This is a genomic window from Ideonella sp. P3_A4 (genome assembly GCF_056403075.1).
This window is the reverse complement of sequence record NZ_JBFUGE010000125.1, coordinates 1-14,176: the sequence shown is the minus strand read 5'-3', so window position 1 is coordinate 14,176 and position 14,176 is coordinate 1. Positions and strand designations below refer to the sequence as shown.

At 66.6% G+C, this 14,176-nt stretch carries 7 protein-coding genes; 1 reads left to right on the top strand and 6 read right to left on the bottom strand.

What is annotated here, in order from left to right; genetic code table 11:
• A partial coding sequence (locus AC1DYI_RS13635; protein WP_477204660.1) for a hypothetical protein occupies positions 1 to 588 on the top strand: 588 nt, incomplete at its 5' end.
• Positions 589 to 606: 18 nt separating this feature from the next.
• On the opposite strand, the gene AC1DYI_RS13630 is transcribed toward AC1DYI_RS13635, so the two are convergent.
• The 6 genes from AC1DYI_RS13630 to AC1DYI_RS13605 form a co-directional block, all read right to left on the bottom strand.
• A complete protein-coding gene (locus AC1DYI_RS13630) occupies positions 607 to 5,328 on the bottom strand; it encodes a PA14 domain-containing protein (protein ID WP_477204659.1) in 4,722 nt (1,573 codons plus the stop codon).
• 341 nt (positions 5,329 to 5,669) lie between these two features.
• Positions 5,670 to 10,178: a PA14 domain-containing protein gene (locus AC1DYI_RS13625; protein ID WP_477204658.1), complete on the bottom strand. Its 4,509-nt coding sequence runs from the start codon at positions 10,176 to 10,178 to the stop codon at positions 5,670 to 5,672.
• Between the two features lie 159 nt (positions 10,179 to 10,337).
• Positions 10,338 to 11,312 (bottom strand): DMT family transporter, encoded by a 975-nt coding sequence (locus AC1DYI_RS13620; RefSeq protein ID WP_477204657.1) that lies wholly within the window; start codon positions 11,310 to 11,312, stop codon positions 10,338 to 10,340.
• Positions 11,296 to 12,315 (bottom strand): TauD/TfdA family dioxygenase, encoded by a 1,020-nt coding sequence (locus AC1DYI_RS13615; RefSeq protein WP_477204656.1) that lies wholly within the window; start codon positions 12,313 to 12,315, stop codon positions 11,296 to 11,298. The genes AC1DYI_RS13620 and AC1DYI_RS13615 overlap by 17 nt, the downstream gene beginning before the upstream one ends.
• A complete protein-coding gene (locus AC1DYI_RS13610; protein ID WP_477204655.1) occupies positions 12,312 to 13,052 on the bottom strand; it encodes an SDR family NAD(P)-dependent oxidoreductase in 741 nt (246 codons plus the stop codon). Before AC1DYI_RS13610 ends, AC1DYI_RS13615 begins: the two co-directional genes overlap by 4 nt.
• Positions 13,053 to 13,087: 35 nt before the next feature.
• A complete protein-coding gene (locus AC1DYI_RS13605; protein WP_477204654.1) occupies positions 13,088 to 14,089 on the bottom strand; it encodes an isopenicillin N synthase family dioxygenase in 1,002 nt (333 codons plus the stop codon).
• Positions 14,090 to 14,176: the final 87 nt, after the last annotated feature.

Below are 14,176 nucleotides of genomic sequence, written 5' to 3'. Positions count from 1 at the left end.
GTCTACGACAACGCGACGTTCTACCGCCGGTACTGCCACGAGTGGACGAGCCTGCAGATGCAGTCGACGCCCTATCACGCCTACCACAACCCGCTGAACACGATCTTCACCACCTCGCCGCAGAAACTGAAGAACTCTGACTTCGTGGCCGGCACCCAGTCCTGGTCGCTGCAGACGACGCAAGCCGGCTCTATCACCTACGCGGCCGCCACTGAACCGTCTGGCAACCCATATCTCACCGTCGACAAGGTCGGGGCCGGCGTCGTCAACGTGGTCCAGACCGTTAGCGGCCTGGGAACGCAGGCCTATGCGCAACCCGTCCTGCAAGGCGGCGTCCTGCTCAAGGGACCGGCAGGCGCCGAGGGGGTCATCGGCATCGTGCTGAGTTCGTCCAAGGCGGCGCAACAGGAGCTGAAGATCCGCTTCAACTTCAAGAACAACGATTGGAGCGCGGTGCGCTTTCACGCCGAAAGCGTCCACCTCACCGACCCGAACGTGAAGATGAGCTTCAAGTTCTATCCGAAGAACAACGGCAGCTACGCCATGGACGAAGCCTTTCTGGCGGTGTTGCCGAAGTCGTTGCCCTGACGGGTCCGGCGCCGGCGTTCAGTTCGTATAGAGCCTGTTCGCCGGCACCGCCCCGTAGGTGATACTGCCGGGTGTGCGCCAACGCAGGCGCACTTCGCTGCCACCACCGTTCTCGTAGTACTCCATCGTCACCGTGTAGCGCCGGCCTGCGGTCAGGCTGATGCCGCCAGAGGTGTTGGTCGTCGGGCCGTGGTCGGTCCAGTTGCTGATCAGCTGGGTGCCGTTGACGCTCAGGCGCACACCGTCGTCCGACACGGTCTGAAAGTAGTAGACGCCGGTGACTGTGGGATCGATCGTGCCGGTCCAGCGGACCGAGAAGTTGTCGCTGCCAACACCGGTGCCAGGCGAGCCGGTGCCCCAGTTGAAATCGATCGCTTCGCTGCGAACCAGGGCCGGCGCACCGCTGAGTGTGCGGTTGTTGAAGTAGCTGCCCACCAGGCCGGTGCCGCTGACGATGCTGGGCAGCAGTTGGGCCGCCGGGATCGCCGCAAAGACGGTCGTACCCGGTTGGAGCCATTGCAGCCGCATCACGGCGCCGCCGCCGCGCTCGTAGTACTCGAGGCGGATGTCGGCCTGCGTGCCGGCGCTCAGCGTGATCGCCGCACTGGTGTTGGTGGTCGGCGCATGGTCGGTCCAGTTGTCGATCACCAGCGCACCGTTGACCCACAGTCGCACACCGTCGTCCGACGAGGTGCGCAACATGTACGAGCCGCTCGTCGGGACGATCAGCTTGCCGGTCCATCGGACCGAGAAGTTGTCGGCCGCGATGCCGGCCGCCGGCGCGCCGCTGCCCCAGTCGAAATCGACCGCTTCGTTGCGCAGCACGGTGTAGCTGCCGCTCAGGCCGATGTTGTTGAAGTACTGGCCGCTCAAGCCGGTGCCGTTGCCGGCCACACCAGCAGGCGCGGAGACCTCGTCGCCGCCGATCTCGCGCAGATACGCCACGAGGTTGCTCATGTCGTTGCCGTTCAGCGCCACACCGCGGTGGGCGGCGACGGCGGCGTCCAGCGTCGCGGCGGAACCATCATGCAGGTACGGCGCGCTGGTCCACAGGTCGCGCAGCGTCGGCACATCCAACCCGGTCAGCGGGCCGCCCAGGCGCTGGCCGCTGCTCGGCTTGATCGTGCCGACGTCGACCGACCCAAGGCTGCCCGACCGGCTGAAGGCCACGCCTGCGTGGCAGACGGCGCAGTTCTGGGCCTGGAACACGGCCTTGCCGACCGTGGCGGCGCTGCTCAGCGTGCCGGCGGCGGGGCGCGTCGGGCTCGGGTCGAAGGTCGACAACGAGGCCACATAGGCTGCGAGTGCGTCGAGGTCGGCGCTCTGGCCGGCCTTTGCGTCACCTAACGGCTGGCTGCGCGTGCCGGCGAAGTAGGCGGCGTCGCTCATCAAGCCGCTGCCACCATGCAAGCGCCGGATCTGGCCTTCGAAGTCCTGCAGCTCGTCGAAGTTGGCGCTCCAGTGCAGCGGGCCGTGGCCCATCGCTGCGCGGCCGCGCAGGTTGATGGTGTTGCGCAGGCCCTCGCCGCCATCGGTCAGGTCCCACACACGGCCATCGGCTGCGCCGTCATGGTGACAGGCGGCACAGCTGATGTAGCGGTCACGTGACAGCCGGGTGTCGCGGGCGTCGTAGAACAGGCGCTTGCCTTGCAGCACCTGCGCATTGAGCTTGTCGGTCGCGACTGTCGACACAGCGGCAACAACCGGCAGGCTCAGTTGGCCGCGCTCGATCAGTGGCTTCAGGTCGACTACGCTGACGCTGCGGTCCATGAAGTTGCTGACCAGCAGGCTCAGGCCATCGGGCGACAGCGCCAGGCCTTGCGGCGCGCGGCCCACGTCGATGCGCATCAGCTGGGCGCGCGAATGGGCGTCGAGCAGTGCCACCTCGCGGCTGGTCTCCAGTGCCACGAAGAGGTAGACGCCGCGCGGGTCGAACAAGGCCGCGCTGGCCAAGCCCGCGTTGTCATGGTCGATGCGCGCCACCAGGTCTTCGGCCTGCGCGGCCAGGTCGATGCGCGAGCTGACCGCACGGATCGTGTTCTGGAAGTTCAGCGGCTGGCCGTCGCGCAGCGCGCCACGCTTGACGTTGTCCTGCTTGCTGGGCACGAAACCTTGGCTGCCGTCCGGCGAGATCGCCAGCCCGCCCAGGTAGTTCGGAATGCCACGGCCTTGCGTCTCGGCATCGACCTTGTCCGAATGCTGCAACACGATGGTCCGCTGCAGGCTCATCGCGGTTGCATCCACCACCAACAGCTGGCCACCGGTGGCCGCGGTGGGTGCGACGTTGGCCGTGCCTTCACCCGGCAGCGGCGGCGTGACGAAACGCGAGACGTAGACGCGCGCACCGTCAGCGCTGACGGCCAGGTGGCGCGCATGCAGACCGACGGCGAGCGTGCCCGTCTGGCTGCGGCTAGCGGTGTCGAAGCGCAGCAGTTGGCCCGCGGCTTCGAGCGTGACGAAGGCTTGGCTGCCGCTGGGCGACATGGCCACCGCGTAGGGCTGCGAGCCGCGTGGCAAGGCGATCGTCGCGACGACCGACAGGCTGGCTGGGTCGATCACGCTCACGCTGGCACCACGCAGGTTGGCGACCCAGATGCGGCCATCTGCCGCACGCGCCAGGCTCCGCGGTGCGGTGCCGACCGCAATCTCGGCCAGCTTGGCGCGCGTGACCAGGTCGATCACGCTGACGCTGTCGTTGTCGGGGTTCACGACCCACAGGCGCGCGTTGCCGCCGGTCGGCTGCTCAGTCAGCACCGGGCCAGATGCGGTGGGGCGCGATGCGGTCGGCGGCAGATAGACCACCTGCAGGAAGCTCTGGCTTTGCTCGATGCCGTAGCTGTCGCGCACGGTCACCGTGGCGTAGAACGTGCCGGCACGGTCGTAGCTGTGACTGGCGAGGCCGCTGTCGGACCAGGCGGTCACCGGGCTGCCGTCGCCGAAGTCCCACCGGTACTGCACGCCGTTGCCGGTGGCGCTGGCGTTGAAGCTCGCGTTGGCGCCCGACAGCACCGGGCCCGTCGGGACGACCGGGTTCAGCTGCAGCGAGACATCACCGTTGACCTGCCAGCTGATGTTCGCTGACACGGCGTTGTAGCCGTCGCTGGCGCTCAATACGACGTTGTAGTTGCCGACCTGCGTCGGTTGGCCGGTGATGCGGCCGGCGGCCGTGTCGATGGTCAGGCCGGGCGGCAGGCCGGCCGCGCTGTAGCTCAACACGTCGCCGTTCGGATCGGTGGCCTGCAACGCCAGGTTGACGCTGGTGCTCAGCGTGCTGGTCTGGTTGGCCAGCGGGGCCAGCACCGGCACGACCACCGGGTTGGGGTCACTCGCAATGCCCATGAACAGCAGCTTGGCCACCGAAGGCACGCCGTTCGCATCGAGCACGAAGAGTTGGTAGTAGCCCGGCGGCACGTCGGCCGCATGCGTCGGCGCCTGCACGCGCAGGCGGTTGCCTTCGGCGCGGAACGGCAGCTCGACGAAGCGTTGCTCCATGTTCCAGCCGTGCGATGTCGAGCCGGTCTTGACCAGCGTGACGCGGCTGATCGCGCTCGTGCTGTCGACATCGACAGTCACGGTCTTGCCGACCTGCAGGTAGTCCGGCGTCGCGACGATCGCGGGACGCGGCGCTTCCTGGCCATCGGCCGTGAACAGATACGGCGGGTAGTAGATCTCGGCGTTGAGGTTGTTCAACGGGCCCGGCGCACCGCCGCCTGCCACCAGCACGGTGGCGTCGGGCAGCAGCAGCGCGTTCGAGTGGTACAGCCGCGCGACTGCGCCTTGCGCACCCACGGTCCATTGACCGGTCTGCGGGTTCCAGATCTCGGCGTTCAGCGCCGCGTTGTTGATGTCGTTCCAGACCGGGCTGCCGCCGGTGGCCAGCACGCGGCCATCGGCCAGCAGCGTGGCGGTGGCGAGGCGGCGTTGCGAAGCCATCGACTGCGTCGGCGTGACAACCGGCGCGCCGCTGGTGATGTCGATCACCGCCGCGCCGTTCGAGGCACCGCCGAACTGCAGGATGCGGCCGGGGCGGAACATCGCCGCGCTGGCGTCTGAGCCACGGTAGGCACCGGCAAACTGGCCAGCCATCGTCAGCACGCCGCTGGTCGTGTCCAGGTAGTACATGCGGCCATTGCTGTCGTAGCCGAACACGCGGCCATCGGGTGCGACGAAGTTGCGCGGATACTGGAAATCCAGGCTGCTGGTGTCGGCATTGAGCAGCCGGAACGTGCCGTCACGGCCGCGGACCTCGGGCCGGTYGGTGCCACCGGAGCCGCCTTGCGTCAGCACCTCGCCGTTGAGCAGCACCACCGAACTGGAATACCAGCGCGCGCGGTTCATGTTGATGCCGCGCGTCAGCGTGTTGGTGCTGGCGTTCAGCAGGTTGCTGTTGTTGTTGCCGGTGTTGGTGGTGGCGCTGCCGGTCCAGTTGTCGCCGCCGGCGATGAAGACCTGTGTCGACGACTGCTCCGGCAGCAGCACCTGCGAGCTGCAGAAGATATCCGTCAGCGTGCCGTTGGGCAGCGTGTTGTGACCGCTGTCGACGGCCTGACTGCTGTCCCACAGGTCATAGTTGAAGTAGCCGGTCTGCTGGCCGTCGGGCTTGGTGCCGTAGCTCATCACACGGCCATCGGGCATCAGCACCGCATGCACCGCGATCACCGGCCAGTTGGCCAGGCGGCCGTACATGCCTTTCTGCGCCGCGTCGGCGGGGATGGTGGTCCCGGGGGGTACGACACTCATCGCGCGAGCGCGCCGTGCTGAAGCTGTCTTCTTCTTGGCCGTCGAGTCACTCGCCGTTGACTCGATGTCGCTACCGCCGCCGCACGAACTGAGCATCAGGGCACCGATCAGCGCAGACGCGCCCACGCGCCAGCCGCGCACGGGTGCGCTCCTCCAAAATTTTGCTTGCATGACCCCGCCCTCCAGCGGTCAACCAACCTCATCCCAGGGGCGTGATTGTCGGTAGGCTTGTTACAAGCACAGCCCCCCTTGTTTCAGGGGGTTGCCTGTGAGCTTGTGCACAGTTTGTCGCGCCGGTTGTCTATGCAACCGATTACATCGCGGTGCTCGAAACTAACGCGTCAGTTGGCGTACAGCTTGTCGACCGGAACAGCGGTGTAGGTCGAGGCACCCGGGGGCTTCCAGCGCAGCCGGATTTCGGCCGGGCCGTTGTTGTCGAAGTATTCCAAGGTCACCGTGACACGCTGGCCGGCGGTCAGCGCGATCTTCTTCGAGGTGTTGGTGGTCGTGGTGTGGGTCGTCCAGTTGGCCACCATCTTGACGCCGTTGACCCACAGCCGCACGCCGTCGTCCGACACGGTCTGGAAGAAGTAGTTGCCCGTCGTCGGTACCTCGATCGTGCCGGTCCAGCGGGTCGAGAACAGATCACTGTGCACACCCGGCCCCGGCGCGCCAGTGCCCCAGCTGAAGTCCACTGCTTCGATGCGTGTCAGCACTGGTGTGCCGGTCAGCTTCTTGTTGTTGAAGTACTGGCCCTGCAGCCCGGTGCCGGGTGCCGGTGCAACCGCTTCTTCGCTGCCGATCTCGCGCAGGTAGGCGACGAGGTTGTTCAGGTCACCGGCGTTCAGCACCACGCCGTTGTGGGCCGTCACCGCCGCGTCCAAGGTCGGCGCCGATCCATCGTGCAGGTAGGGTGAGCTGACCCACACGTCGCGCAGCGTCGGGATGTCGATGCCGGTCAGTGGCCCGCCCAGGCGTTGGCCACTGGTGGGTTTCAGGGTGCCGATGTTGACCAGTCCCATCGTCGCCGAGTTCGTGAAACCCGCCCCGCCGTGGCACAGTGCGCAGTTCTGCGTCTTGAACACCGTCTTGCCAGCCAGGGCGGCGCCGCTCAGTGCGCCGCTGGCTTGGCGGTTCGGGCTGCCATCGAACGTCGCCAATGAGGTGACATACGCAGCCAGCGCATCGAGGTCGGCGCTGACGCCGGCCTTCGCATCACCCAGCGGCTGGCTGCGCGTGCCAGCGAAGTAGGCCGCATCGCTCATCAAGCCCGTGCCGCCGGCCAACCGGCGGATCTGGCCTTCGAAATCCTGCAGCTCGTTGAAGTTGCCGCTCCAGTGCATCAGGCCCTGGCCCATCGCCGCGCGGCCGCGCAGGTTGATGGTGTTGCGCAGGCCTTCGCCGGCATCGCTCAAGTCCCACACGCGGCCATCGCTGCCGCCGTCATGGTGGCAGGACGCGCAGCTCATGTAGCCGTCGCGCGCCAGGCGCGGATCGCGTGCATCGTGGAACAGCTGCTTGCCCAGCAGCACTTGCGGCGACAGCGGCTCGTTGGCGACGCTGGCCACAGCCGCGGCCAATGGCGGCACGCTGAGCTGACCCTGCTGCATCAGCGGGCGCAGGTCGAACGCGTCGACCGACCGGTCCATGTAGTTGCTGACGAACAGCGTCAGCCCATCGGGCGACAAGGCCAGCCCGCGCGGCGCGCGGCCCACGTTCAGCCGCAGCAGCTGCTGGCGCGAATGCGCATCGAGCAGCGCGACCTCGCGGCTCGTTTCGAGCGCGACGAACAGCAGCACGCCGCTCGGGTCGAACAGAGCCGCACTGGCCAGGCCGGCGTTGTCGTGGTCGATGCGACCGGCCAGGTCTTCCTGCTGGCTGCCGAGCACGATGCGCGAACTGATCGCGCGCACCGTGTTCTGGAAGTTCAGCGGCAAGCCGTCGCGCTGCTGGCCACGCCCCACGTTGTCTTGCTTGGACGGCACGAAGGCCTGGCTACCGTCCGGGCTCAGCGCCGGTGCGCCGAGGTAGTTCGGCAGGCCGCGGCCCTGGTTCTCGAAGTCGGGCTTGTCGCTGTGCTGCAGCACGATGGTCCGCACCAGGCTCATTGCCGATGCGTTGACCACCCAGACCTCGCCGCCATTGGCCGGCGTGGGCGCGACCGTGGCGGTGGCTTCGCCGGGCAAGGGGGCGCTGACAAAGCGCGAGACGTACAGGCTCGCACCGTCGCCACTGATGGCCAGCCCGCCGGGTTGCGGGCCCAGGGCCAGCAGCCCTGTCTGCGCAAAGCTGGTGGTGTCCAGCCGCATCAGCTGCCCGGTCGCCGACAAGGTGACGAAGGCCTGCGCGCCCGACGGCGACATCACGATGCCTTGCGGTTGCGAGGCGCGCGGCATCATCAGCGTCGCAACCACGCCGAGCGACGATGGGTCGATCACGCTGATGCTCGCGCCGCGCTGGTTGGTGACCCAGACGCGCCCGTCGGCCGCGCGGGCCAGTGTGCGCGGCGAAGCGCCCACGCTGATCTCGGCCAGCTTGTTGCGACTGGCCGCATCGAAGACGCTGACGCTGTCGCTGTCCGGGTTGACCACCCACAGCCGCGGGCTGCCGCCGGCCGGCGTTTCGACCAGCAGGCCGCTGGACGACATCGGCCACGCGCCGCTGACCGGCAGTTGCACGCGCTGCACGAAGCCTTGGCTCAGCTGGTGACCGCCGCCATCACGCACGGTGACAGTGATGTTGAACAGCCCGGCGCGGTTGTAGACATGGTTCGCGTGGCCGTCGCTGGACCAAGCGGTCTCGGGTGTACCGTCGCCAAAATTCCACTTGAACTCGACTTGGTAGCCACTGGCCGAGGCGACCACGTCGAGCTGGTTGCCAGTGAGCACCAGGCCCGGCGGAAGTGGTTGCTCCACCTGCAGCGGCACGCTGCCACTGACCTCCCAGGTAAGGTGGACGCTGGCGTTGTTAAAGCCGTCGCTCACCGCCAGCGTGACGTCGAAACTGCCAGTGGTCGTCGGGCTGCCACTGACATGGCCGGTGTTGGCATCGATCGCCAAGCCGGACGGCAAGCCGGCGGCGCTGTAGTGCAGCACGTCACCGTTGGGGTCACTGGCGTTGAGCGCCAAGTCCACCAACGCACCGAGGCTGCTGCTCTGGTTGCCGGGCGATGGCAGCACCGGCGTCACATTCGGGTTGGCGTTGGCGGCCACGCCGAGGTTCAGGATGCGCGCGGTCGACGGCACGCCGGCCGCATCCAACACGAACAGCATGTAGTAGCCCGGCGGCACATCGGCCGCATGCGTGGGCGCCTGCGCATAGAGCCGGTTGCCCTCGCTGCGGAACGGCAGCTCGAGGAAGCGCTGGTCCATGTTCCAGCCATGCGTGACCGAGCCGGACTTCATCAGCACGACGCGGCTGATGGCGCTGTCCGATTGCACGTCGATGGCAATCGTCTTGCCGACCTGCAGGTAGTCCGGCGTACCAGTGATGACCGGGCGCGGCGCCTCTTGGCCGTCGGCCGTGAACAGGTAAGGCGGGTAGTAGCGCTCGGCGTTCAGGTTGGTCAGCGGGCCCGGGGCCCCACCACCGGCGACGAGCACCGTCGCATCGGGCAGCAGCAGCGCGGTCGAGTGGTACAGCCGCGCCACCGCACCGGCCGCACCGACCGTCCACTGCCCCGTCTGCGGGTTCCAGATCTCGGCGTTCAGCGCCGCGTTGGTCGCATCGTTCCAGACCGGGCTGCCGCCGGTGGCCAGCACGCGGCCGTCGGGCAGCACGGTGGCCGTGGCCAGGCGGCGCTGCGACGACATCGTGGTCATGCCCGACAGCACCGGCGCGCCGCTGTTGATGTCGATCACCACCGACTTGTTCGAGAAGCCGCCCAGCGTCAGGATGCGACCCGGGCGGAACATTGCCGCGGTCGCATCGGTGCCGATGATCGCGTCGCCAATCTGGCCGGCCATCGTCATCGCCCCGGTCGTCGGGTCGACGTAGTACATGCGGCCGAAGCTGTCGAAGCCGAACACACGGCCATCGGGCGCGACGACGTTGCGCGGGTAGTAGAAGTCGAGCGCGCTGGTGTCGGTGGCGAGCATCCGGTAGCTGCCGTCGGCGCCGCGGATTTCCGGGTGGTCGGTGCCGCCCCAGCCGCCCTGGACGTAGACCTCGCCGTTTTGCAGCACCGTGGAGCTGGCGTACCAGCGCGCGGCCTGCGTGTCCGCCCCGCGGCTCAGCGTGTTGGTGGCCGGGTCGAAGATCGAGCTGCGGTTGTTGCCGGTGTTGGTCGTGCTGTCGCCAACCCAGTTGTCGCCGTTGGAGATGACGACCTGTGGCGCCGCGCCGTTGCCGTTCAAGGGCACCAGCACCTGCGAGCTGCAGAACAGGTCGGTCGCCGTCATGTTGGGCAGCGTCAGGTGGCCCGCATCGGGTACCTGCGCGCTGTCCCATACGTCGTAGACGAAGTAGCCGCTCTGCTGGCCGTCGGGCTTGCTGCCGTAGGTCATCACGCGGCCGTCGGGCATCAGCACCGCGTGGATCGCGATCAGCGGCCAGTTGTACAGCGGCGAGAACACGCCCTTCTGCGCTGCGTCGGCCGGAATGCTCATGCCCGCCGGCAGGCTGAGCGCGCGACTGCGTTGGACGGCAGCGGGCGCTGCCTGCGAAGGCTGCTGGGCTTGTTCGGCCCGCTTGGCACTCGCGTAGCTCGCCTCGGCGCTGTCGTCCCCACTGCCGCCGCCGCAGGAACTCAGCAGCGCAGCGACCGCGAACGGCCATAGCGCCGCCGCCACGCGGCCGGCGTACGCCGGCCGGCGCGGGGCTTGCCCTGCCAGCTTTGCCTTGCGGCTCATCAAAACACCCTCCAGCGGCCTTTTAAGAAGGCTCGATCAAGCAGAGGATGCTCTACCCTTTGTTACGCCGGCACCATCCCCAGGACACGGGGGCGGCGCACACAAAAAGTTGATGAATGGCGGGCGAGAAGTGATCGCGACGAGCCCTGTTGCGGGGCCTCAGTTCCCCGCGACGGCCCAGCGGCTCACCGTGCCGCGGTAGAGCTTCTTCACCAGGCCCAGCGCACTCTCGAGCGACGAGGCCAGGAACAGCACCGCACCGCCAGCCACCTGCGCGATCGTCAAAGGCTCCTTGTTCAGCAGGCCGCACAGGCTCGCGAACACCAGATCAAGGTTGAAGATCACCGAGGTGCGCGTGCTGCCCACCCGCTGCTGGTAGCGCGTTTGCAGCACCACCGCCAGCGCGGTCGACATCACACCCATGAAGACGATCGCGATCCAGACTTCCGTGCGCACGAGCGGCTCCAGCGGGCGGTTGAACGGGAACCAGGCCAGTGCGACCGTGCCGAACACGAGCTGGAAGAACGCCAGCGCGAGCCGGTGGATGCCCCCCTGCTGCGAGGTCAGCTTGCCGACGATGCAGATGTTCATCGCGATCGCGAACGCCGCGGTCAGGCCCCAGGCGTAGCCGACGTTCAGGCCGTCGAGCTGCGCACCGAGAAAGACATAGGCGCCGACCAGGCCGATCAGCACTGAGACGATGTCGATGCGCGACGGCATGCCTTGCCGCATCGCCAGCATCACGAACGGAATGAAGACCACGCTGAGCGTGACGCAAAACGCCGTGCTGGCCGACGACAGGTAGCTCAGCGCATAGCTCTGGCTGACGATGTTCAGCGCGCTGAAGCCGCCCAGCAGCAAGCCGCCGATCACTGTCTGCCGGTTCGCCTTCAGCACGAACGGCAGGGCAAACGGCAGCAGCGCCAGCGTGGCAACCAGCGAGCGCGCGAACGCATACAGCCCGGGGTCGACATGCGCCACTGCGTTGTGCGTCAACGGAAATCCGATGCCCCAGATCAGCGGGATCGCAAAGATCGCCCAGAAGGCGACCCGATCCTTGGCCTTTTCGCTGGCCACTTGGCGGGCCGCGTCATCGGCGTTCGTGCTGACAGCACCCTTAGCGGTAGTCGACATATCCGTAGAAACTTTCAGGTTGATATGACCAAGAGACGGTGCGAGCCGTCTCACCCAACAACATCTCGGCCCGGCGCAGGTCGCGCGTCACCAGCAGCCGCTGCAGCCAGCGGTCGGTGCCGTCGTAGCGCGCCTTGAAGGCCGTGCGGCCGTGCACGGTCTTCAGGTTGTCCAGTAGCAGGATGTCGCCCGGCCCGAGGTCGACTTCCGACATGCCTTCATGCAGCACCTTGCGCAGCCTGTCGAGCGCGGCCTGCGCCCGCTCGGTGGTGCCGGCAACGTACTCGTCGTCGTAGGCGATCATCGGTGACATCGCATTGCCGAACAGCACGCGGATCAGCGGGCCGTTGCCACGGTCGGCGTTGGCATTGCCGAAGTTGTAGTCGACGCTGGTGCGGTACTTGAACTCGTTCAGCGTCGCGATGTCGCCTTCGCTCAGGCGCGGCAGGATCTCGTCGACACCGAGCACCAGCGTCTTCGCCACCCCGCTTGGGTCGCGCCGCAGGCCGGTGAGCAGCAGGTAGTCGGGCTGCAGCGGGTGGTAGATGTTTTCATTGTGCAGGTCCAGGATGATGGCCGAGCTGTCGGACGAGATGTTGGTCTCATTCTTCTTCGAAGGCCTAACGTTGTGGATCACAGCCCCGTTGCGTTCCTGGGTATAGCTGAAGGGCTCGCCGAGCAGCTTGCCGAGCACGATCAGATAGAACTCGCTGAAGAACGTACCCTTGTTGTTCTCGATCTCGCTCGTCGCCTCGGTGGTCGGCATCAGGTCCGGGTCCGGCGTCGCACCGCGCAACAGCAGGCGGCCACCGGGCGCGCCACGACGCTTGAAGTCAAGGATCGGGCGGATGTCTTCGTAGTCCAGGCCGGCGATCGCCTGCTCGGCGAAGGCCGCTGTGCGTTCAAACTCGTGGTAAGGATTGCTGCGGTTGGCAAACCGCTCGACGACGTCGGCCCAGGAAGAGATGTCGAGGGTGGAGCTGATGGGGCGGAACTGGCTCATGTGGCGGCTCGCGACAATTCGCCACCGTCGATGACGTAGTGGTGGCCGGTGATGAAGGCGGCCTCGTCGGAGGCCAGGAAGGCGAAGAAGGCGGCAATCTCTGACGGCTCGGCATGGCGGCCGAGCGGAATGTTCGCGTTGACCTTGGCGAACATCTCTTCGGTGTATTCGGCCTTTTGCATCGGCGTCATCACCGCCCCGGGGCACAGCGCGTTGACACGGATCGCCGGCGCCAGCTCGACCGCCATCGTCTGCGACAAGGCCAGCACCGCCGCCTTCGAAGCGTTGTAGTCGGCATAGTGCGGAAAGGCCGCCAACCCGTTGACCGACGACATGTTCAGGATCACGCCGCGCGGCATGCGTTTCACCGTCTCGCGGGCCACATAGAAGATGCCGTTGAGGTTGGTGTCGATCACGTGGCGCCACTGCGCCGGCTCGATGCTGCGAAAGCCCTCATGCCGCACGCTGATGCCGGCGTTGTTGATCAGCACGTCGATCCGCGGCAGATAGCCGTCGATCTCGGCGAAGGCCCGCGCCACGGCCTGGTCGTCCGACACGTCGACGACGATCGCCGCGGCCAGGCCCGGGATCTCGGCCACGGTCTCGTTCAGCGTCGTGCGGTTCTTGTCGAGGATCACGACCTTGGCGCCTTCTTCGACGAAGCGCCGTGCCGTCGCCTGGCCGATGCCGCTGGCACCGCCGGTGACGACCACATGCTTGCCTGTCAAACCTTTCATTTGCACTGCTCCTTGTTCTGCGTCTTGTTCATGCGTCAAACCTGCTCGAATTCATTGCGCTCGGGGATGTCGAAGTCGACCGGCCACTCGCCGTTGTCGATGCGGCGCTTGATGTACGGGAAGTCGCGGTACAGCTGGCCCAGCAGGTGGTGGCCGACGACCACCGACTCGTCGCTGCGGCCGTAATGCGGCAGCACCTTGAGCCGGGTCTCGAAGTCCAGGTTCATGAAGAACGGGAAGCTGTAGCGCTCTTCGCCGGTCGCCACCACGCGGTGCAGCAGGGACTTCAAACGCCCGCCGGTCAGGAACTGCAGCATGTCGCCGACCAGCACGATCAGCGCGTTCTTGAACACCGGCATGTGCCTCCACGTCTGCGTCGAGCGATCGAAGGCGATCAGCCCGGGCGACGACTGGTGCAGGATCGTGAACAGCTCGTAGTCGGTGTGCGCGCCCATGCTGGCGTCGTCGCTGTGCACCAGCACGTCGTTGGCCAGGTAGTGGATCAAGCGCAGTTGCGAGGCCGGCCGCGTAGTGTGCGGGTCGAAGTGGGTCTCGGCCAGGCCCGAGCCGCTGGCGATCAGCCGCAGGATCTGGCGGCTGATCTCGAAGTTGGCGCTGTAGTAAGCGGTCAGCGCCTCTTCCATGCCCGGCACATGCTGCGGGTAGCGGTTGGGCCCGACCAGCTCAAAGCCCTTGCGCTGCTGGCGCGGCAGCTCCGGCGCGTCGAAGCCGATGTCGAAAGCCTCGTACGAGCGGATCTTCTCGTCGCCGTAGGCGCCCTTCTCGGTCACCGGCACGTAGCCACGATGGTGCGCCGAGTCGCCGATGTAGTAGCCCATCTTGGTGCTGAGCGGAGAAGCAAAGAAGCGCTCGGACACCTCCTTCATCGACTTGAACAGCCGAGGCGGAATCATCCGGTCCAGGCCCGACAAATAGAAATAACCATAGGTTTGAAAGGCGTCCAGAATTCTTTCCGGTGCCACCTCACCTCGGGCGATTTCCTCATAATCCAATATGGGAAACGAATGAATGACCATTTGATGAAAGTTATCCAATTTTTGCGTCACCGCGGCAACGAAAAACTTTCGGACAAAGGCAAGCCCTGCGGATATTCACCCGCAAAC